This window comes from Ruegeria sp. AWH4_226 (assembly GCF_056159225.1).
In genome coordinates this window covers 2,695,564-2,715,727 of sequence record NZ_JBSWUU010000001.1, presented here as the reverse complement: position 1 = coordinate 2,715,727, position 20,164 = coordinate 2,695,564, and the positions used below count along the sequence as shown (strand labels likewise).

The window sequence follows — 20,164 nt, the reverse complement described above, 5'->3', positions numbered from 1 at the left end:
CGCCAATCGGGCAGGACTAAATGCCATCCAGATAAATCACCAAGGATATGCATATGCTTCGCTTCAAAGGATCCGCTTTCTTGCGCCGCCTCAATCTACTTTCCAGCATTCGCGGCAAAATTACCTTCATCCTTGTTGCGCTGTCCGCTGTTGCAGGCGGAGCAGGCTACCTGACCTATCAATCCTTCAGCCGGGTGGCTGTCAGCGCAGACAACATGACGGCGCGGGACCTGCCGATGCTAAGCCAAAGCACTGCTCTGATTTCAGCCGCCAGCGCCACCAAAGACGCAATGATTCTCACCCTCATGCAACAGGATCTGGCCGGGTTAACCCAGGCAGAGGAAACCCTTGAGACGGCATCACAAGCCCTGACGAAAGCCGTTGCGGCGCAACCAGACGAGAGCCGGGCGGCGTTCAGCACCGATCTGGCACATGTCATGCAGACCCTGGATACGCTGGTCGCAGCGCGCCAGAGCGCCTTTGATTTCAATAGCCGCGCAGCAGAGATGACGCATGATCTGCAGGAAGAGGTTACCGCGCTGCAGACGATCCTGCTGCAAACTGCCGACGATGCCTATTTCAACATTGCGATCCAAGGCGAAGACACGATTGCCGCGATTGAAGACACGATGGCGGACCTCGTCGAAAATAAATTTACCGCCCTACAAGAGTTGCTTGAGATACGCGCTCAGCTGAACCTGATGTCCGGTGTGTCGCTCGCTCTGGCTTCAACCCAGGACAAGGCGATGCAGTCCATCCTTACGGATCTGGCCTCTTCCTATCAGAAACATCTTGCCAACGGCCTGGACGCGTTGGCTTCGCGGGATTACGGCGCCGAAATCGAAGCAGACCTCCAGAATACTCTTGGGATCCTTGACAAGGCCTTTGCCTTGGGACGGCTGGGCAGGCCTGTCGATCGGGCTGCGGTTCTGTCGGGGCGGCAGCAGGCAGATGCTGCGCTCTCTACAGCGATTGATGATATGGTTTTTGAACTGACTATTGCGGCCGAGGATGCAGCCTCTGGGAACCGGGATGCAATCCAGGGGCTTTTGGACAATGAAGTCGCTTATATGAACGACCTGCTCGAAATCAACTCCTGGCTGTCCGCCTATCAGATTGAGGCGCTGAAAATCGCCAGTGCCCAGACACTGGAACAGGCACGGATCGCCGGAGGCGCGTTGAATGCGGCGGCTGGCTCGTTGCTCAAATATGCCGATTTTGCTGAAGGTTCACTCGCAAATCCGCTTTCGCGCCTATCCGAAATGGCTTCTCCGGATCAGGGGCTGGCTTTCCTGCGGATGAAGTCTCTGGACTCTGACCGGGTTGCTGCCGATGCTGCAGAAAAAACGGTAAAGGCGGTTCTTAAGATCGCCGGCGCGGCATCGCTCCAAGGCATGACCAGCCAGCAAACAATCACTGACAATGCGCGGTCGATGGCTGCTGATGCCACCAAAGTTCAGAGCAATCTAGAGAAACTGGGAGTTTTTTCACTTGGCTTCGTGCTGCTGGCTTTGCTGATGAACCATTGGATGATCATTCGTCCGCTGAACGCAATTAGCCGCACAACCGAGCGACTGTCGCAAGGTGACATGACCCCCGTCACCGGGTTTGAGCGCGCGTCCGACGAGGTTCGCCGCATCGCAAACGCGCTGACGGTGTTTCGCGACGGGCTTGTTGAAAAGGAAGACATGGCCCGGATCGCCGAGGAGGAACGCATGGAAAACCACGCCAAGCAAACGGCAGCGGTTGATGCGATCGGTACCGGTCTTGCCCATTTCGCCAAAGGTGACCTGACCTATCGCATCACGCAGGAATTAACCGATGGTTACGCGAAACTGAAGGATGATTTCAACACGACCGCCAGCACATTGAACGCAACCGTTGTCGAGGTTTTTCAGGTTGCGGATTCGTTGCGCAGCGGTTCCGCCGAGATCAGGCAGGCGTCAGATGACCTTTCCCACCGGACGGAGAGCCAGGCCGCGACGCTTGAGGAAACAGCCGCCGCGATTGAGGAACTCACCGCCAGCGTTCGTTCCGCCGCAGACGGGTCGCGCGATGCGGAAAACACAACAAACGAAGCCCGCGACGAGGCAATTGCCAGCAGTCAAATCGTCGAGGAAACCGTCTCGGCGATGAAAGATATTGAAGACAGTTCTTCCCAGATATCACAAATTATCGGTGTGATCGACGACATCGCCTTCCAGACCAATCTGCTGGCGCTGAATGCGGGTGTCGAAGCTGCCCGCGCAGGCGACGCAGGCCGTGGCTTCGCCGTGGTCGCCTCAGAGGTTCGCGGTCTGTCCCAACGCACCGCCGACGCCGCGCGCGAAATCAAGGACCTGATTTCCAAGAGCACGCACCAGGTGGAATCCGGAGTAAACCTTGTGGGTCGGACAGGGGCGGCGCTGCGCAGCATCTCAGATCGCGTATCGCATATCTCGAACCTTGTCTCTGCAATCGCGGATTCGACATCGGAACAGGCAACGGGGCTAAGCGAAGCGAATATTGCTGTGTCTCAACTGGATCAGGTGACCCAACAGAACGCGGCCATGGTCGAGGAAACCAGCGCTGCCGGTCAATTGCTCAGCCAAGACGCAGAAAAACTGTCCGGGCTCATCGATGCGTTTACCATCGACACTCAAGACACAGGCAAAAACGATCGCATGAGAGGTTTTGTTGCGGATGAACCATTTACCAATTCAAAGCAATTCGTGGCCTAGGTCTTTTGCATCTTCAAGTCTTGTGAAGGTATAGTTCGCAGTTCAGAAATAGGTCCGCCGCGCATCTTCAGCGAGAAAGCTTACTGTGGATGTGGGCGGGTGACACGACCTCTTGCTTTTACAGATCGCCGAAATGATCGGCACAAAAGAGCGCTGTTTTTGTTGAAGGATCAGTTCGCGCAAAAGTCCGTCGGATAGGGTGGCCAAACGTCAGTCCGGGACTTGCATACTTATCCTTGTAACGCCAGCAGCCGGGTTTGATTTCTAGCGGCGAGTGGCAGTACGCAGCGCGGTCGCACTCGCTCCACCCTGCGATAGGCAGGGTTGTACCACCAGACGCGTTAGTCCAATCATTCGCCTCTCCGATTCATCTACTGTGCTCCTAACGCGGACTGTAGTCTTGTCGTCGGGCCATACGCTTTGTTTCCCGGGCAAATTGCTTCGCAAGATCTCCGCAATTAGTAGATACGGTCAGTAATTTCGCGCAGTGTACTGGACACGCGCAAAGGTCCTGTCACCGTCCGCGACCGAGGCATCCCCGCAGTCTCTCGCGACCAGACGCTATGCTATCTCGGCAGTCACTTTTTTAGTCTTCAGAGCCAAGGAGCTATCGAAACCGTTACACTGCACTTGGCATACACATATGGACGGCTGAGAAAAACTCGTGCTTGAGGCAAACGAAGCTCGACCATCCGCCAATTTGTGCAAAAAACCATGCAAATACGTCAAGCCCTCCAAAAGAAACTCGACCGCTCAAGAGCTTGAATGCCGGGCTTGTGCATTCTTATGCCAGGCTTGCAACACGACACCACTGGCGACCCCGGCAGGATTCGAACCTGCAACCTGCCCCTTAGGAGGGGGCTGCTCTATCCAGTTGAGCCACGGGGCCGCGCAAGGCATTCTCTACCTTGGTTTTTCAGGGATGTCATGGCCTATGTGCAACAGTTGTAAACAGCGCCCTGTTCACGCTACCATCGGTCAAAACAACAGTGCAGGTGCCCCCGGTGACCACAGAAACAAAACGCCCGCTTACCCTTCGTGATGTCTCGGAAGCGTCAGGAGTATCCGAAATGACGGTCAGCCGGGTTTTGCGGAACCGTGGCGATGTCTCGGACGCAACCCGCACCCGTGTTCTGGCTGCCGCGAAAGAGCTGGGATACGTGCCCAACAAGATCGCAGGTGCGCTGGCCTCAAGCCGGGTTAACCTTGTCGCGGTGATTATCCCGTCTTTGTCAAATATGGTCTTCCCCGAGGTTTTAACCGGCATCAATCAGGTTCTGGAAGACACCGAATTACAACCTGTGGTCGGCGTCACAGATTACCTGCCTGAGAAAGAAGAAAAAGTACTGTATGAGATGCTTTCGTGGCGACCTTCAGGCGTCATCATTGCGGGGCTGGAGCATACCGAAGCTGCACGCGCGATGCTGGACTCGGCTGGAATACCGGTGGTTGAGATCATGGACACCGACGGCAAGCCGGTTGATGCCATGGTGGGAATCTCACACCGCCGCGCCGGGCGCGAAATGGCCGAAGCAATTTTGAAGGCGGGCTACAGGCATATCGGATTTATGGGAACCAAAATGCCGCTGGACCACCGTGCCCGCAAACGGTTCGAAGGCTTCACCGAAGTGCTGGGCAAAAACGGGATCGAGATTGAAGACCGCGAGTTCTATTCCGGAGGCTCAGCGCTGGCCAAGGGGCGCGAGATGACGCAAGCCATGCTGGAACGGTCACCCGAGCTGGATTTCCTGTATTATTCCAACGATATGATTGGCGCCGGGGGCTTGTTGTACCTGTTGGAACAGGGGGTTGATATACCCGGGCAAATCGGGTTGGCGGGGTTTAACAATGTCGAACTGCTGCAAGGTCTTCCGCGCAAGTTGGCTACGATGGATGCGTGCCGATTGGAAATCGGGCGCAAGGCGGCTGAGATCATTGCCGCGCAACTGGCAGAGCCGGATGCCGATATCGAAACCCGCATCACCTTGACCCCGAAGATCAGCTATGGCGAAACGCTAAAGCGGCGCTGAATTAATGGTGCTTCCACGACTGGACAACAGGGCGGCCCGCGCCCTGTTCATGGATCGTCATGCGCTGGCCGAGAAACCTTCGGGCGGGGCCAGCGGAGCCGACTTGTTGGACTTGATCCAAAGGTTGGGTTTCGTACAGCTGGACAGCATCAATACTGTCGCCCGCGCACATGACATGATCCTGTTCTCCCGCAGGCCATCGTACCGAGCGAAAAACCTCAAGCGCTTGTATGAGCGTGACCGTGCGCTGTTCGAGCACTGGACACATGACGCCGCCGTTATTCCGATTGAATTCTACCCGCATTGGCATTTGCGGTTTCAACGCGACGCGGCACTGCTCAAATCCCGCTGGAAAAACTGGCGACGGGACGGGTTCGAAAAACAGTTCGAAACCGTTCTACAGCATATCCGCGATCATGGGCCGGTATCGTCGTCAGACGTGGGCAAGGATGAAGAAAAGGGATCTGGCGGATGGTGGGATTGGCATCCGTCCAAAACAGCGCTTGAGTTTCTGTGGCGGTCTGGTGCGTTGACCGTTATCGGGCGCAGCGGCTTTCAAAAGCGGTACGATCTGACCGAGCGGGTGATCGAAACGCACCTGTGTCCGGGCAATCTGCACTGTGATGTCGAGGAAACGGTAGCCTGGCTGTGCAACGCAGCACTGGACCGTTTAGGTTTCGCAACACCCAGAGAGCTGGCTGCATTCTGGGATACTGTCAGCGTTGCTGAAGCTCGGCAATGGTCAGAAAAGGCTCTAACAAACGGTCTTTTGCAGGAAATCGAAGTTACTTGCGCTGATGGCAAGCTGCGCAAATTGCTTGCCCGACCAGACTTTATCGAGGCTGAGGTGCCATCGGTTCCGGGGCGCATGAGGGTTCTTAGCCCCTTTGATCCGATGCTGCGTGACCGCAAGCGGGCCGAGCGGCTTTTTGGATTTCATTACCGCATTGAAGTGTTCGTTCCTGCCGCCAAGCGGACATATGGCTATTACGTCTTTCCCCTTTTAGAGGGCGATCGAATGATCGGGCGCATCGACATGAAAGCACAACGCGATCAAGGCGTTCTCAAGGTCAGCGCCCTGTGGCCGGAACGATCTGTGCGTTGGTCGGATGCCCGTATGAAACGGCTGCAATCAGAGCTGGATCGGGTTCGCCGTTTTGCGGATTTGGACGACGTGAAGTTCGCAACGGATTGGCTGAAAGACCCGAAATAGGGTCTATTCTGCGGCACACAGTGTAAGTTGAACTGGGTCCAGACCGTCAATTCCACCGTAAATCTGGTCCCCGGCTTGTACTGGACCCACGCCTGCGGGCGTGCCGGTTAGGATCAGGTCTCCGGGTCGTAGATGATAGAAACAGGACAGATGGCTGATGATCTCGTCAATTTTCCAGATCAGCTCATCCAGAGTAGCATCCTGACGAATTTCTCCATTCACATTCAAGAAAATGCGCGTTTCGTCTTTCGGCGACCAGTCCGCGGCCAATGTCAGCGGCGCAAACACGGCACCGGCCTCTAGGTCTTTGCCCAAATCCCACGGGCGCTGCTTGTTGCGCTCGCGAATTTGCAAATCGCGACGGGTCATGTCTAGGGCACAACCATAAGCGTAAACGGCATCCCAAGCTTGTTCACTGGTAGCCTGGAAGACAGGTTTTCCGATAGCAACCGCCAACTCCATCTCGTGATGGAAGTTTTCGGTTCCGGGAGGATATGGAACGGTTGCCCCTGTCAGCACGGCGTTTGGCGCGGACTTGGTGAAGTAGAATGGGGCTTCGCGATCAACCTCGTGGCCCATCTCGGCGGCATGTGCCGCATAGTTGCGGCCAACACAAAATATCCGACCTACCGGATAGACCGCAGCCTGCCCCTGCACCGGGATCGCTATCGGGTCGGAAAGAGAAAACAAAATGTCCGGCATTGGGGTCCCCGCTAATTTTCAGGCATCTTAGTATCGTGATCTGGGGGAGCAAGCCGCCCTTGTGGCTGGTCATCACATTCTGGTCGCCCTGTCTTGGAAATCTGCACACCTGCGCCTAGATCATATTCAGGACATCGGCCACAAACAGAGGTCGATTAGCACCGTCACTGCTCACGTGAAGAACGGACGTATTAATGCCGACCAAGTGTCGCGTCAAAGCATCGCGCGGCACACAGAGGTCAGGAAGTCACAATTTCAGAGAACCATGGCCTGAGACATAACCCCCAACACGTCTTTGCGTCACAGAGTCGGTTTTATTTCAAACCGGCGCGTTCTCTGAAACGCAGGTCGGACCGTTGGGCATATCTGACGCAACCGGCCTCGGGCCAGGCAAATAATCCAGTACCCGTCTGGCCGCCCCGTCAGGGATACAACTTGTCTCTGACGGGGTTCGAGGGACACCCCTTAGGTTTCCAAATCCCGCAATTCGTTGAGAAGGTCCAGCAGAGCTTCGTGACGTTCAGGACCCATTTTAGTGCGCAGATCCTCGGCCAATTGGATTGTTACCTGAATATTGTTCTTAATGATCTGGTTCCCTTTGTCAGAGATGTCGATAATCTGGCGGCGCCTGTCACCTGGATGCATGCGCCGCACGATCAGGTCCTTTGCCTCAAGCTTTTGCAGAATTCGTGTAAGGCTGGGCAGCAGTAGACAGGCCCGCTCTGCAATGTGGGTCGGTTCTTGCGGGCCTTCCTCGTTCAGGACACGCAATACGCGCCATTGTTGTTCGGTAACACCGGCATCTGCCAACATCTTCCGAATGGGTCCCATGACCCGTTCCCGAGCCCTCAGCAGCGCAATAGGCAATGAACGTGACGTCAATGGTACATCATTGGTCATACGAAAGTGTTGCCGAATTCCAACTGCACTGCAACGTTATTAACCTATTTTGGCGGCGTTTTTAGGGGCATATCAGGCTGGGTTTGTTTGCCTGCCCCAACTTAATTTGGCCCGCCCGCAGGAACGGACAGGCGCTGGAAGCAGTTTAACTTCCGATTAGCGCTACCTAACACTCAGATAATTTGGTGGTCTTCTCTTGGACCGGTCCGTTAAATAGCCGCGTGGATGCCGCTATAGCTGGCATTGCCCTCTGAACAACAGAAAGGTGCACGTATGCCCGCTGCAAAAAACACGTTTAAACAGGCTCTAACACAGGGCAACAGGCTGATCGGCTGCTGGAGCAGCTTTGGTGAGGCTGTCACCGCCGAGATCATGGGTACAGCAGGGTTCGACTGGCTGGTGATAGATGGCGAGCACGCGCCGAATGATATACGCTCGATCCGGGATCAGTTGATGGCCCTTGCGGCAAGCCCGACGCATCCGGTGGTGCGGGTGCCCGTGGGAGATACTGCGCTGATCAAGATGGTGCTGGATATTGGTGCACAGACCATCCTGGTCCCAATGGTGAACAGCGCCGACCAAGCGCGCGAACTGGTACGGGCGTGTCGATACCCTCCCGAAGGCCTGCGCGGTGTAGGTGCTGCCGCGGCGCGGGCGACGGGGTATGGGTCGATATCAGACTACGTGCAATCTGCAGATGAACAGATTTGCCTTTTGGTTCAGGTCGAAAACCGCGCCGGTCTGGCCGCGCTGGATGAAATCCTAGCGGTCGAAGGTGTAGATGGTGTCTTTATCGGCCCGGCGGACTTGTCTACAGATATGGGATTTCAAGGCAAAAGCGATGCCCCCGAGGTTCAAGCCGCGATTGCTGACGCGATCACGCGCATAAAGGCTGCAGGTAAAGCACCCGGAATTCTGGCCACCAATGACGCTGCTCGTCAGGCCTACATGGACATGGGCGCTCAGTTTCTTGCAGTGGGGATCGACGTAATGTTGCTGATACAGGCGGCCCGGGCGCTGGCCGCCGAGTGGACGGCAAAGTAGGACCTAGGCCTGCATCGCTGCCGCGGCCTGCGCATAACCGCCCGCGGCACCATCTACGAAATGCACATGATCATCGCGGGTGGCCGAGGGTACAAAACATGTCATCATCGCCTCATCCTGCGCGTGCACACCGTACCGGATCTTGCCCTGCGCGCGCGCCTGTTCCAGCATGATCTCAATCTGCGAGAATGTCGCTGAATCGCAATCCAGAGTCATTTTCAACCCATCGTCAAATTTTCGGAAATCGGCGTTACGGCTGACCATGTTTTTGTAGTGTTCAGGGTCGAATTGGCCGAGGCGTTTACCGGACTTGAACAGAGTAGCGATCAGCAGGTTTTGGACCAGCAGCTTAATCTTTTGTGTAAACAGATTTCGCCCGGACCTGGAAACACTTGCGTCAAGCGCCAAATTGGGCGGTGGCCACTTGATAGGCGGACCATTTTCCGGCACCGGATGGCCCGCACGCTCCAACGCTTCGGCTACTGAAAGGACTGACTGCGCCAGATCAGCAAAATCGCTCTCAGTTGCTTGCGGCGTTGGCTCAATTACAAGGGAAACGACCTTGCCATGCTGCGCCTTGATGTTGGACCACCGGCAGGACAGACCCGTCAAGTCGGGTTGAGCACCGGGGTCAGCAGGCGGGACCTGGAACTGCCCCTCTTTCATCATTGCCTCGGCCCAAGCCAGACCTCCGCCTGAAAACATGGCATAGTCCACGCCGTTCGAGGGTGCATAACGCGCGACACGCAGGTCACGCCCTGCCTGACGGAGCTCTGACACAGGCACCAAGGCCGCGCGCAACGCGATCGAGAATTCTTCCTTAGCCCAGCGCCGCAACTCGGCCAGGACCGTTCGGGCAATGTCCACAGCACTTGCAGGGATCGCAAATGCAGCACCGTCACCGCCGAAGACATAGGGAAAGGGTTGCCCTTTCAGGGCGTTGATCATGGCCGAGATCACAGCGGCACCAACCATATTGACCGTCTTGTATCGCCCATTGGCAATCTCACCGGTCGAATCGACAATGTCAGCGACACCCAGCGCCCAGTCGTCGGGCACGGCCGAAAACCGCGCGGGTTGCGCCAAACTCGTAAAGTCCCGCTGAAGGGGAAGGCTTTCGTAAAAAGCGGCCTGGGCGTCTTTCATTTGCACCTCGGGGTGATGTTCTTGATCTAACGATAGCCCAAATGTGAATACTGTCCGGTACAAACAGTGTAGCACACGCGCTTGTGTAATGCATTGCGACATGCCACTGCTTCCCGCGCTGGTGAAGAAGAAAGGCATTTCATGAAAACGGGACTGGTGGTTTTGTGTCTGGGCTATGTGCTCAGCCAGTTTTTTCGCGCTTTTCTGGCGGTGCTCAGCGTCGATCTGGGGCGCGATATCAACGCCACGCCCGAGGATCTGGCCTTTGCATCGGGGCTATGGTTCCTGATCTTTGCGGCAATGCAACTGCCGGTAGGATGGGCGCTGGACAGGATCGGACCGCGCCTGACAGCAGCCAGCCTGCTGCTGGTTGGCGGCGCAGGCGGCGCGGCCTTGTTTGCCGTTGCCAGTACGCCCTTTCACATCGCAATTGCGATGGGATTGATCGGTGTTGGGTGCTCACCGGTGCTTATGGCATCCTACTACATATTTGCGCGTGAATACCCGCCTGCGCGTTTTGCAACGCTGGCCGCGGTCATGCTGGGTGTCGGGTCCGTCGGCAATCTTGTGGCCTCGTACCCAACGGCCTTAGCGGTTGAGTTGATGGGGTGGCGGGCGACGATGTGGGTTCTGGCCTTGTTTTCGGGAGCCATCGCACTGGGGATCTGGAGCACGGTGAACGATCCCAAGAAGGTCGAGACCGAGCATCGAGGGTCCGTGCTGGACCTGCTGAAAGAACCTGCCTTGTGGGCGATCCTGCCGCTTATGCTGGTTGCCTATGCGCCATCGGCGGCCACGCGCGGCCTGTGGGCTGGGCCTTACCTGAGCGATATCTTCAACCTCAGCACAACCCAGATCGGAACCGCGACCCTCATTATGGGAGCGGCCATGATCGCCGGAACATTTGCCTACGGGCCGCTCGATCGGGTGCTTGGTACACGAAAATGGGTGATTTTTGGTGGCAACACGCTGGGCGCGGCAGCACTGGTCCTGCTGTGTCTGTGGATCGACAGCGCGGTTTGGCTGTCAGTGGTTCTGATGGCGGTGATCGGCTTCCTTGGGGCCAGCTTTCCGGTCATCATGGCGCATGGCCGGGCATTTGTGGCACCGCATCTGGTGGGGCGCGGCATGACCCTTTTGAACCTCTTTGGTATTGGCGGCGTCGGCCTTGCGCAATTCGTCACCGGGCGCATCCACGCGGCCACGGTGGACATCAGCCCAACCGCGCCTTACACAGCGATATTCGGCTTTTTCGCAATCACGCTTGCCCTTGGCTGTGTGATTTACCTGTTCAGCCGCGACAGCGTTGATTAGCGCTGAACCCGTCAGGAGCATTTATGTCTGACCCGCGCGTCATTGCACCCAATCTCAAACGCCGACTATCTGGCGTAACGGCAACGATTGCACGTCTGGTGCCGTTACAGGCGCAATGGATCGATATCGCGGCCACAGGACCGGGGTTGCCGTCGGATATCCCGCATATTCCTTTGGGTCGCCTGCCCTTTCTGTCGCGCAAGACCCTGCGCGTCTGGCATGCACGGCGCAATACCGAGATGCTGCTGGGCCTGATCCTGCGCGATATCCTGCGGTTGCGCCTGAAACTTCTGTTCACCAGCGCCTCGCAACGCGCCCATACGGGCTATACCAAATGGCTGATCGACAAGATGGATGCCGTGGTAGCCACCTCGCGCAAGACCGCAGGGTATCTGGAGCGAGACGCGCAGGTGATTATGCATGGCATCAACCTGCAGGATTTCGCTCCGCCCGAGGACAAGGCCGCTGTTCGGGCGCGACTGGGCCTGCCAGAAGGCCTGTTGCTGGGGTGTTATGGTCGCATCCGGCATCAGAAAGGCACCGACGCCTTCGTTGATGCGATGATCGATCTGTGCGGCCGCTTCGACGACGTCCACGGCATCGTCATGGGCCGCGCGACCGAGAAACACACCGGTTTTCTGGCCGAACTCAAGGACAAAGTCGCCAAGGCCGGTCTTTCTAAACGCATCTTGTTTATGCCCGAAGTGACCGTCGACCAGATCGCCGCGTGGTATCAGGTACTGGATCTGTTCATCGCCCCGCAGCGGTGGGAAGGGTTCGGCCTGACCCCGCTTGAGGCGATGGCCTGCGGCGTGCCGGTTGTTGCCACGGATGTCGGTGCGTTCTCCGAGATCGTGACGGATCCGTCGTTGGGTCGCGTAGTTACACCCGGTGATATCCCCGCGTTGATCAATGCCGCGGCTGAAATGTTATCAAACCCTGATTCCCTTTCACAATCCGGACTCGCCGCCCGCACCCATGTTGAGAGGAATTTCGATATCAACGGTGAGGCCAAGACCCTTGTGTCCCTGTACGAAGAGCTTCTGAGCAAAGCCTGACACGTGCTACTGCGGAAAATCGGCGTCATAGCAGCAAAAATCCCTGATAACCCTTTTTTCTTCGCTGCAACGCGGCTATGAACGCGCGTCCTTAACTTTGGAGACATGAAATGGGCTATCGCGTCGTTGTCGCCGGCGCCACGGGTAACGTGGGCCGCGAAATGCTGAACATCCTGGCGGAACGCCAGTTCCCGGTCGATGACCTTGCCGTACTGGCAAGCCGTCGCTCACTGGGAACCGAAGTAAGCTTTGGCGACAAGACACTGACGACCCAGGACATCGACACCTTTGATTTCACCGGCTGGGACATGGCGCTGTTTGCCATCGGTTCGGACGCGACCAAGACCTACGCGCCCAAGGCGGCGGCAGCGGGCTGCGTGGTGATCGATAACAGTTCGCTCTATCGCTACGACCCTGATATTCCGCTGATCGTGCCGGAATGTAATCCCGAGGCGATCCACGGCTATAAGAACAAGAACATCATCGCCAATCCCAACTGCTCGACCGCGCAGATGGTTGTTGCACTTAAACCGCTGCATGACCGCGCCAAGATCAAGCGTGTTGTTGTGTCGACGTATCAGTCGGTCTCGGGCGCCGGTAAGGAAGGCATGGATGAGCTTTGGGATCAGACCAAAGCGATCTACAACCCGACTACTGACGTAGAGCCGAAGAAATTCCAGAAACAGATCGCGTTTAACGTCATCCCTCAGATCGACGTCTTCATGGAGGACGGCTCGACCAAGGAAGAGTGGAAGATGGTTGTAGAGACCAAGAAGATCGTCGACCCGTCGATCAAGGTCACCGCAACCTGCGTCCGCGTGCCCGTGTTCGTCGGCCACTCTGAGGCTGTGAATATCGAGTTCGAGGAGTTCCTCGACGAAGATGAAGCCCGCGATATCCTGCGCGAAGCACCGGGCATCATGGTAATCGACAAGCGCGAAGCGGGCGGCTACGTCTCACCGGTTGAATGCGCGGGCGATTTCGCCACCTTTATCAGCCGTATCCGTCAGGATTCGACCGTTGAAAACGGCATCAACCTGTGGTGCGTTTCCGACAACTTGCGCAAGGGTGCGGCTCTGAACGCGGTACAGATCGCCGAATTGCTGGGCCGTGAGGTTCTGAAAAAGGGCTAAGCGTCAGCGCATTGAATTCTTGAAACCCCGTCGCATTTTCGGCGGGGTTTTTATGTACCGGTCAAGTTCTTCGGCGTCGATTGGACTGAGACGACCTATCATGTACCCGTCATTCAGACAGCCTCGAACCTTTTGTTGTGCGGGTCATAGCATTGCAGACCACCTTCGCCGATATCGGTCCACAGCCCATGCAGGCTGAGCGAACCGTCTTGCACTGCTGAAGACACAAACGGGAAGGTCATTAAGTTCTCAAGCGAAGCAACGACGGCGTAACGCTCAAACTGTCGCGCTTGCTCATGTGCATCTTCGATATCGGCGACCAGCGCGTATTTCGGTTTCAGAATATCCATCCAGCGGCCAACAAAGCTTTCCTTGGCTTCCAACTGAGGGGCGTGGCCCGTACACATATCGATGCATCCCTGCACACCGCCGCATTGCGAATGTCCCAACACGATCAGATGCGCCACTTTCAACGCGGTGACCGCATATTCGATCGCCGCACTGGTGCCGTGGTGATCACCATCGGGCGCGTAAGGCGGAACAAGGTTGGCGATGTTGCGGTGAATAAAAAACTCACCCTGATCTGCGCCAAAGATCGAGGTGACATGGACCCGGCTGTCGCAGCAGGAAATTACCATCGCGCGCGGGCGCTGCCCCTCGGTGGCCAGACGCCGATACCAGACCTGATTTTCCGTGTAAGTGGTGGCTTTCCAACCATGATACCGCTTTACCAGATAGGACGGCAGAGGTTTGGCATAGTCCATAAAGTTGTCCCTTGATCAGTCTTTGCCGGTCGCTCTAGCCTGAATTCGTCAAAAATTCGAGCAATTTTGCGGTCGGAAGGCAAGGTTTTGCAAAGGAATTTGTCGCCAATGTCGCCCTATGCCGTGGGGGCGTAAAGAATTAGGGTGAATGTGGTGGATAATATACTCACGCTTGAACACAAGGAAACCGTTCGGCTGGATCCGGATCGGCTGAATGGGCTTTATCGACAGATGGGCGACAAGGACGCACTGGATGTACTGTGCCGCACGGTCGAAGAACTGGCCGTTCGGCTGTCGAATTGCGAAAGGTTCTGGCGGCAGCGCGACTGGGCCGGTCTCAGGAAATGCGCCCGCTCGCTGGTGGCAATCGCCGAACAGATCGGTATGGTCGCGTTGGCCCGCGTTGCGGGGGATGTGGCGCAATCCGTCGATGCTGGGGATGCGGTGGCGACCGGTGCTACCCTGTGGCGTTTGATCCGCGTCGGGGAGAAATCTCTGACGGTGATCTGGGATCAGCAGGACCTTTCCATTTAACGGGGCTTGCGGACGGGCCGTGGGTGGTTAGGCTGGGCGCAAATCGAACTTACTGAGATCTCTATGACCCTGTCCTTCGCTTCGCCTTCTGATCCGACACTGCCGCTATATGTCATTGCGCAACCCGATCTGGACGACTGGCTGAATGATCAGCCGCAATCGTTGACTAATTGGCTGAAATCTTGTGATTTTACAGGTCGACTCGGTCAGGTTGCGCTTGTCCCTGGGCCGGATGGAACGCCTAGTTTTGCCGTCGCGGGTTATGGCAAGCCCGCAATCCGCAGGCGCAAGCGTTTCCCTCTGGCCGCCGCGGCCGAGGCGCTGCCTGAAGGGAATTATCAAATCGCGTCGGGTGTACCTGCGGACGCGCTGGAGACTGAGTGTTTGGGCTGGTTGTTGACGGGTTATACCTTCGATACCTATGCCAAGCAGTCCCCGGCCAAGGCCCGCCTTGTCGCACCCGACGGCATTGATGCCAAACGGATCGAGATACTGGCCCGGTCCGAGGCGCTGACACGCGACCTGGTCAACACACCAACGGCGGATATGGGGCCAGATCAGCTTCAGGCCGCCGTGGAGACGTTAGCGCAAGACTTCGGTGCCTCTTGCCAGGTGGTACGGGGGCAAACCCTGCTGGATCAGAATCTGCCAATGATTCACGCAGTTGGTCGCGCGGCCGCGCAGGACCCACGCCTTATTGAGATGAATTGGGGGAACTCTGGTCCCAAACTTACTCTGGTCGGCAAAGGTGTATGTTTCGACACCGGGGGTTTGAATCTGAAACCCGGAAACTCCATGGCCCTGATGAAGAAGGACATGGGCGGGGCAGCGAACGTGCTGGGTCTGGCGCAAATGATCATGGCGATGAACTTGCCGCTTCAACTGCGGGTTCTGATACCAGCGGTTGAGAATTCAGTGGCCGGAAATGCGTTTCGACCCGGCGATATCCTGACATCGCGCAAGGGTCTGACGGTCGAGATCAACAATACAGATGCCGAAGGCCGGCTCGTACTTGCAGATGCACTAGCGCTGGCGGATGAGGGCGAGCCGGATTTGGTGATCTCGATGGCCACCCTGACCGGCGCGGCGCGGGTGGCGGTCGGTGCCGATCTTGCGCCGTTTTACACTGACGATGAGTCTGCCGCCCAAGCACTGATGCAAGCCGGGCAGAAGGCTGCGGACCCGGTTTGGCGGATGCCCTTCCACGACCCTTACGAGACTATGATAGAGCCCGGCATCGCCGATCTCGACAATGCGCCATTGGGCGGGTTCGCGGGGTCTATCACTGCCGCGTTGTTCCTGCGCCGTTTTGTTGGGAAACGCCGCTATGTGCATTTTGACATCTATTCATGGCAACCCCGCAAAGCACCGGGGCGCAGTAAAGGTGGTCTTGGCCAAGGTCCGCGCGCCCTTCTGACCGCCTTGCCGGGGATTTTGAACCTATGAACCGCAAGCGCATCATAAACCCCGTGGTCAACCTGCTGCGCAGTCCAGACGGCCCGCGAGACCGGCAGCTATTGTTTGGTGACGCCGTGAACGTGACCGAAACGCAGAATGGTTGGAGCCGGATCATCGCAGACAAGGATGGTTACACGGGGTGGGTCGCCTCAGATCAACTGGGTGCAGAAGTATCCGACACGCACTGGATCACAGCGCCTGCAACTCATGCCTATGCCCAGCCGGACATGAAAAGCCCCGACCGGATATCGCTGAGTTTCGGCAGCAGGGTGCAGGTTCTGTCGGAACAGGGCAGGTTTCTGGAAACAGAACTCGGGTTCATCCCTTCCGTACACGCCAAGCGCCGTGAAACGCGGTTTTCGGATCCTGTGGCCGTGGCAGAGTTGTTTTTGGGTACACCCTACCTTTGGGGCGGCAACAGCCGGCTTGGGTTGGATTGCTCGGGTCTGGTACAGGCCGGACTGCTGGCCTGTGGGCTAGCCTGCCCCGGCGATAGCGGGGATCAAGAGCGTGAATTGGGCAAGGTCCTTCCTGCTGGCACGAAGCCGAAACGCGGCGACTTGCTGTTCTGGAAAGGTCATGTTGCATGGGTCTATGGCGACAACATGCTGTTGCACGCAAACGCCTATCATATGGATGTCACGTTCGAGCCTATGGACCAGGCGATAGCCAGAATTGATAAACAAGGCGACGGGCCGGTTACGTCGCACAAACGGCTCTAATCAAGGTCAACGGATCGGATCAGCTTGCGTTCCAGAACCCGAAGCACCGTCCGCAAATCGTGGCCGCGTTTCAGTATCCGGCCATCCATGCCGACGACTGAATACATCCCCTGCCTTTGGCGCAGACGCGGGTGCTTCTCGACCCGGTAAATCGGATGCTCAGCAGTGCGTCGAAAGATGGAGAAAACGGCCATGTCCCGCAGGTTGGAAATACCATAATCGCGCCATTCCCCGGCGGCGACCATCCGGCCATAGACGGACAGGATATGGGACATCTCGCGCCGGTCAAACGCGACGGGCATCTGTGCCGAATTTGCAGAAAACCGGCTTGGAGGCTGCATGTTCATAGAACCAGCCTTGCCGGAAAACGCGTTCGAATCAAGCCCGAGCACGCAGCTGTGTGATATTTTGGCCCATCACGCCTCAGCGACGACCGACCTGTCGACAGATCAAAATCACGGGCAAAAGCCCCACCGCCAGAATGACCAGAGACGGCACTGCCGCGCCCTCTAAACGCTCATCTGAAGCAAGACGATACGCCTGAACGGCCAAAGTATCAAAGTTGAACGGCCGCATGATCAGCGTAGCGGGCAGTTCCTTCATCACGTCAACAAAAACGATCAGCAGCGCAGTCAGCAGCGACGGCGTCAGTATTGGCAGATGAACCCGGCGTAGCGTACCCAGCGGTGTTTGCCCCAATGATCGTGCGGCCGCGTCCATATTGGCGTGAACTGTGCTCTGTCCGCCTTCATAGGCGCTCAGCGCGGCAGCCATAAAGCGTACCATGTAAGCCGCCACCAGCAACCAGATTGAACCCGTCAACAGCAATCCGGTCGAAATATCAAAAGTTTGCCGCATCCAGGAGTCCAAGGCGTTGTCGAGGCTGGCAAAAGGCACCAGCAGACCTACAGCAATCACTCCGCCGGGCACTGCATAGCCCAACCGCGCCAAATACCCGGCAGTTGCGGATCCCCGTCCGGGACGCAAACGCTGAAAGAAGCCAACACAGATCGCGGCACTTACAGTGACCACCGCCGCGGTTCCGGCAAGCGTCAGCGAGTTCTGGATAAACCCAATGTAGCGGCGCGAGAGCAGGTTCTGCTCTGACTCCAATCCCATCTCCACCAGAATGAAAACCGGCAGTAAAAAGCCCAGCAACACTGGGACAGCGCAGAGGCTGATCGCCATTCCAGATTTCCACCCCGTCAATTGCGCAACCGGCAGCGAGGCGTGGCTCTTACCGGCCTGATAGTATTTTGCCCTACCGCGCTGCGTTCTTTCGATTACGGCCAGCGCCAACGCAAAGCCCAATAGGCACAACGCCAACTGCGCAGCAGCGGCGCGATCCCCCATCGAAAACCAACTGGCGTAGATACCGGTGGCAAAAGTCTGTACGCCGAAATAAGCCACTGTGCCGAAATCCGCGATGGTTTCCATGATCGCCAACAATACGCCGCCAGCAATTGCCGGGCGCGCCATTGGGAGCGAAACGGTCCAGAATGCCTGTAGCGGGTTTTTTCCAAGCGCTCGGGCGGCCAGGAACGCACTGGCGCTTTGCTGCAAAAAGGCTGCGCGGGCCAGCAAATAAACATAAGGATAAAGGACCAGGATCAGCATCAAAGCCGCACCCTCGGTCGAACGGATCTCAGGGAACCAATAGTCCCTCGGCCCCCAGCCGGTCACGTCGCGCAAGGTGGACTGAACAATGCCGGGGTGATCCAACACAAACGTATAGGCGTAGGCCAGAACATAGGCTGGAAAAGCAAGCGGTAGCACAAGGGCGATCTCAAAGAAACGTACACCGGGAAACCGGGTCATCGTGACAAGCCAAGCTGCGCCCACACCGATGGCCAAGGTGCCGACGGCCACAAGCACGACCAGTATCAAGGTCGTCTTCACATAGCGCGGCAACACAGTCTCGAACAGATGCGAAATCGTGTCTGTTCCACCGGTGACTGCGGCCAGGAAGACCGCCACCATCGGCAACAGGCACGCACCAGCCACCAGATAGGCCGCAGTCGCCAGAAACCGCGTGCCTGACACGCCGCGATGACGCGGTCTTTGTTCTAAAGATTCGATATCGGCCATGGTTCCGATCGTGACAGGCAAACGCAGAATGCCTGCCTTTATTCGACCAAAACGCTCGGAAAAGCCAGTGGCTGAGCAAGAAAACTACGCCACAAAAGGCCGCAGCCCGTGATCAATTCATTCGTAAACGCGCTGATCCTCGATCACCAATCCGTCTTTTGGCAAAGTGCCAGGGGCTACGACCTCAATCGCGCCTTTCAGTTTCAGAACCTCAACCACGGACTTCACGTAGGCCGCATCATCACCACCAGAGCTTTCGATCTGAACGGTCATGGCGTCCATCTCACCCTGCCGCGATGCGATGACGCGGGCCTTCACGATCTCTGCGTGTTTGTCGACCAATGCAGCCACTTGCTCGGGCCGGACAAACATTCCTTTGATCTTGGTGGTCTGGTCAGCCCGGCCCATCCAGCCCTTGATCCGCATATTCGTGCGTCCACACGGGGATTGACCCGGCATGAGCGAAGACAAGTCTCCGGTTGCAAAGCGGATCAGCGGATAGTCAGGATTCAACGAGGTTACGACAACTTCGCCCACCTCTCCTTCGGCCACGGGGGTACCGGTTCCGGGGGTGACAATCTCGACAATAACGTGTTCGTCGATGATCATCCCTTCCATTGCAGGGCTTTCATAGGCGATATTGCCCAGATCGGCGGTTGCGTAACACTGCAGGCATGAGATTCCCCGGTCAGCATATTCCTGTCGCAATGACGGGAAAAGCGCCCCGCCACCGACAACCGCCGAGGTGAAGTTAAGCGACACGCCCATCTCATCGGCCTTGTCCAGAATGACCTTCAGGTAATCCGGCGTGCCAGCATACGCAGTACAGCCCACGTCACGCGCGGCCGTGACCTGCAATTCTGTCTGGCCCGTGCCAGCAGGCAGCACTGCGGCCCCCACCGCACGCGCACCGCTTTCAAAGATCATGCCTGCCGGCGTCAGGTGATAGCCGAAACAGTTATGGACAATATCGCCGGGACCAACACCGGCCGCATGCAAAAAGCGCCCCATACGCCACCAGTCTGGATCAATGCTGCCCGGTTCATAGATCGGGCCGGGGGATTGGAACACATGATGGAAATGCCGCGCTGGCTTGACCGTGAACCCCCCGAACGGAGGGCGGGTCGCCTGCGCCTGCGCCAGATCCGCCTTGCGCAGAACCGGCAGTTTTTGAAGATCTGCAATTTCAGAAACCTGGCCAATATCCGCCCCGGCAAGATGCGCCTCGAAGCCCGGCGCGGACTGCACCCGCTGAAGCTGAACCTTCAAAGCCTTCGCCTGATCCGAAGCCCGCTGATCGGCGGAGCGGGTCTCGAGCGCATCGTAGAAAGTGGTCAT

17 protein-coding genes and 1 tRNA gene are annotated in these 20,164 nt (G+C 57.2%); 10 read left to right on the top strand and 8 right to left on the bottom strand.

Features of this window, described 5'->3' with window-relative positions:
* Nucleotides 1-53 precede the first annotated feature (53 nt).
* Nucleotides 54-2,720, top strand: coding sequence for a methyl-accepting chemotaxis protein (locus tag ACXAET_RS13420; protein ID WP_475185845.1), 2,667 nt, complete (start codon nucleotides 54-56; stop codon nucleotides 2,718-2,720).
* 812 nt (nucleotides 2,721-3,532) lie between these two features.
* Here ACXAET_RS13420 and ACXAET_RS13415 read toward each other — a convergent pair.
* A tRNA-Arg gene (locus ACXAET_RS13415) sits at nucleotides 3,533-3,609 on the bottom strand.
* A 115-nt stretch (nucleotides 3,610-3,724) separates the two neighbouring features.
* On the opposite strand from ACXAET_RS13415, the gene ACXAET_RS13410 reads away from it, so the two are divergent.
* Together ACXAET_RS13410 and ACXAET_RS13405 are read left to right on the top strand one after the other, a co-directional pair.
* The gene (locus ACXAET_RS13410) at nucleotides 3,725-4,750 is read left to right on the top strand and encodes a LacI family DNA-binding transcriptional regulator (RefSeq protein WP_475185842.1); all 1,026 of its coding nucleotides are present in this window, start codon (nucleotides 3,725-3,727) and stop codon (nucleotides 4,748-4,750) included.
* Between the two features lie 4 nt (nucleotides 4,751-4,754).
* Nucleotides 4,755-5,963, top strand: coding sequence for a winged helix-turn-helix domain-containing protein (locus ACXAET_RS13405; protein WP_475185839.1), 1,209 nt, complete (start codon nucleotides 4,755-4,757; stop codon nucleotides 5,961-5,963).
* A 3-nt stretch (nucleotides 5,964-5,966) separates the two neighbouring features.
* On the opposite strand, the gene ACXAET_RS13400 is transcribed toward ACXAET_RS13405, so the two are convergent.
* Nucleotides 5,967-6,665 carry a fumarylacetoacetate hydrolase family protein gene (locus tag ACXAET_RS13400; RefSeq protein WP_475185838.1) on the bottom strand — a complete coding sequence of 233 codons (699 nt, stop codon included), beginning with the start codon at nucleotides 6,663-6,665 and terminating at the stop codon, nucleotides 5,967-5,969.
* A gap of 465 nt (nucleotides 6,666-7,130) precedes the next feature.
* On the bottom strand, nucleotides 7,131-7,565 hold the full coding sequence (gene hpaR, locus ACXAET_RS13395; protein WP_475185835.1) for a homoprotocatechuate degradation operon regulator HpaR: 435 nt from the start codon (nucleotides 7,563-7,565) through the stop codon (nucleotides 7,131-7,133).
* Between the two features lie 273 nt (nucleotides 7,566-7,838).
* On the opposite strand from hpaR, the gene ACXAET_RS13390 reads away from it, so the two are divergent.
* Nucleotides 7,839-8,609, top strand: coding sequence for an HpcH/HpaI aldolase family protein (locus ACXAET_RS13390; RefSeq protein ID WP_475185832.1), 771 nt, complete (start codon nucleotides 7,839-7,841; stop codon nucleotides 8,607-8,609).
* Nucleotides 8,610-8,612: 3 nt separating this feature from the next.
* On the opposite strand, the gene ACXAET_RS13385 is transcribed toward ACXAET_RS13390, so the two are convergent.
* A complete protein-coding gene (locus tag ACXAET_RS13385) occupies nucleotides 8,613-9,755 on the bottom strand; it encodes a DUF3095 domain-containing protein (RefSeq protein ID WP_475185829.1) in 1,143 nt (380 codons plus the stop codon).
* Between the two features lie 141 nt (nucleotides 9,756-9,896).
* Between ACXAET_RS13385 and ACXAET_RS13380 the strand changes: the two genes are divergently transcribed.
* The 3 genes from ACXAET_RS13380 (at nucleotide 9,897) to ACXAET_RS13370 (ending at nucleotide 13,260) form a co-directional block, all read left to right on the top strand.
* Nucleotides 9,897-11,069, top strand: coding sequence for an MFS transporter (locus ACXAET_RS13380; RefSeq protein WP_475185826.1), 1,173 nt, complete (start codon nucleotides 9,897-9,899; stop codon nucleotides 11,067-11,069).
* Between the two features lie 23 nt (nucleotides 11,070-11,092).
* The gene (locus ACXAET_RS13375; RefSeq protein WP_475185824.1) at nucleotides 11,093-12,127 is read left to right on the top strand and encodes a glycosyltransferase family 4 protein; all 1,035 of its coding nucleotides are present in this window, start codon (nucleotides 11,093-11,095) and stop codon (nucleotides 12,125-12,127) included.
* Nucleotides 12,128-12,237: 110 nt separating this feature from the next.
* Nucleotides 12,238-13,260, top strand: coding sequence for an aspartate-semialdehyde dehydrogenase (locus ACXAET_RS13370; protein WP_475185822.1), 1,023 nt, complete (start codon nucleotides 12,238-12,240; stop codon nucleotides 13,258-13,260).
* A 113-nt stretch (nucleotides 13,261-13,373) separates the two neighbouring features.
* Here the strand turns inward: ACXAET_RS13370 and ACXAET_RS13365 are convergent, their stop codons facing one another.
* Nucleotides 13,374-14,024 carry a carbonic anhydrase gene (locus tag ACXAET_RS13365; RefSeq protein ID WP_475185820.1) on the bottom strand — a complete coding sequence of 217 codons (651 nt, stop codon included), beginning with the start codon at nucleotides 14,022-14,024 and terminating at the stop codon, nucleotides 13,374-13,376.
* A 144-nt stretch (nucleotides 14,025-14,168) separates the two neighbouring features.
* Here ACXAET_RS13365 and ACXAET_RS13360 point away from each other — a divergent pair, with 144 nt between their 5' ends.
* The 3 genes from ACXAET_RS13360 (at nucleotide 14,169) to ACXAET_RS13350 (ending at nucleotide 16,738) form a co-directional block, all read left to right on the top strand.
* Nucleotides 14,169-14,558: a hypothetical protein gene (locus ACXAET_RS13360; RefSeq protein WP_475185817.1), complete on the top strand. Its 390-nt coding sequence runs from the start codon at nucleotides 14,169-14,171 to the stop codon at nucleotides 14,556-14,558.
* A 63-nt stretch (nucleotides 14,559-14,621) separates the two neighbouring features.
* On the top strand, nucleotides 14,622-16,004 hold the full coding sequence (locus tag ACXAET_RS13355) for a leucyl aminopeptidase family protein (RefSeq protein ID WP_475185815.1): 1,383 nt from the start codon (nucleotides 14,622-14,624) through the stop codon (nucleotides 16,002-16,004).
* Entirely contained in the window at nucleotides 16,001-16,738 is a 738-nt protein-coding gene (locus tag ACXAET_RS13350) for a C40 family peptidase (protein ID WP_475185813.1), read from the top strand. Before ACXAET_RS13355 ends, ACXAET_RS13350 begins: the two co-directional genes overlap by 4 nt.
* Here the strand turns inward: ACXAET_RS13350 and ACXAET_RS13345 are convergent.
* The 3 genes from ACXAET_RS13345 to ACXAET_RS13335 all read right to left on the bottom strand — a co-directional run bounded on the left by ACXAET_RS13345 (nucleotide 16,735) and on the right by ACXAET_RS13335 (nucleotide 20,164).
* Nucleotides 16,735-17,085: a DUF2794 domain-containing protein gene (locus ACXAET_RS13345; protein ID WP_475185811.1), complete on the bottom strand. Its 351-nt coding sequence runs from the start codon at nucleotides 17,083-17,085 to the stop codon at nucleotides 16,735-16,737. The genes ACXAET_RS13350 and ACXAET_RS13345 overlap by 4 nt on opposite strands.
* A gap of 76 nt (nucleotides 17,086-17,161) precedes the next feature.
* Complete coding sequence (locus ACXAET_RS13340) at nucleotides 17,162-18,826, bottom strand: ABC transporter permease (RefSeq protein ID WP_475185809.1); 1,665 nt, start codon at nucleotides 18,824-18,826, stop codon at nucleotides 17,162-17,164.
* 117 nt (nucleotides 18,827-18,943) lie between these two features.
* Nucleotides 18,944-20,164, bottom strand: a complete 1,221-nt coding sequence (locus ACXAET_RS13335) for a phenylacetate--CoA ligase family protein (RefSeq protein ID WP_475185807.1) — start codon at nucleotides 20,162-20,164, stop codon at nucleotides 18,944-18,946.

Bases quoted from the DNA above. Each gene is read 5' to 3' on its own strand.
- ACXAET_RS13345 (WP_475185811.1), bottom strand. From the start codon at position 17,085: ATGAACATGCAGCCTCCAAGCCGGTTTTCTGCAAATTCGGCACAGATG.
- ACXAET_RS13340 (WP_475185809.1), bottom strand. From the start codon at position 18,826: ATGGCCGATATCGAATCTTTAGAACAAAGACCGCGTCATCGCGGCGTG.
- ACXAET_RS13420 (WP_475185845.1), top strand. From the start codon at position 54: ATGCTTCGCTTCAAAGGATCCGCTTTCTTGCGCCGCCTCAATCTACTT.
- ACXAET_RS13350 (WP_475185813.1), top strand. From the start codon at position 16,001: ATGAACCGCAAGCGCATCATAAACCCCGTGGTCAACCTGCTGCGCAGT.
- hpaR (WP_475185835.1), bottom strand. From the start codon at position 7,565: ATGACCAATGATGTACCATTGACGTCACGTTCATTGCCTATTGCGCTG.
- ACXAET_RS13405 (WP_475185839.1), top strand. From the start codon at position 4,755: ATGGTGCTTCCACGACTGGACAACAGGGCGGCCCGCGCCCTGTTCATG.
- ACXAET_RS13335 (WP_475185807.1), bottom strand. From the start codon at position 20,164: ATGACCACTTTCTACGATGCGCTCGAGACCCGCTCCGCCGATCAGCGG.
- ACXAET_RS13370 (WP_475185822.1), top strand. From the start codon at position 12,238: ATGGGCTATCGCGTCGTTGTCGCCGGCGCCACGGGTAACGTGGGCCGC.
- ACXAET_RS13385 (WP_475185829.1), bottom strand. From the start codon at position 9,755: ATGAAAGACGCCCAGGCCGCTTTTTACGAAAGCCTTCCCCTTCAGCGG.
- ACXAET_RS13365 (WP_475185820.1), bottom strand. From the start codon at position 14,024: ATGGACTATGCCAAACCTCTGCCGTCCTATCTGGTAAAGCGGTATCAT.
- ACXAET_RS13355 (WP_475185815.1), top strand. From the start codon at position 14,622: ATGACCCTGTCCTTCGCTTCGCCTTCTGATCCGACACTGCCGCTATAT.
- ACXAET_RS13380 (WP_475185826.1), top strand. From the start codon at position 9,897: ATGAAAACGGGACTGGTGGTTTTGTGTCTGGGCTATGTGCTCAGCCAG.
- ACXAET_RS13390 (WP_475185832.1), top strand. From the start codon at position 7,839: ATGCCCGCTGCAAAAAACACGTTTAAACAGGCTCTAACACAGGGCAAC.
- ACXAET_RS13375 (WP_475185824.1), top strand. From the start codon at position 11,093: ATGTCTGACCCGCGCGTCATTGCACCCAATCTCAAACGCCGACTATCT.
- ACXAET_RS13400 (WP_475185838.1), bottom strand. From the start codon at position 6,665: ATGCCGGACATTTTGTTTTCTCTTTCCGACCCGATAGCGATCCCGGTG.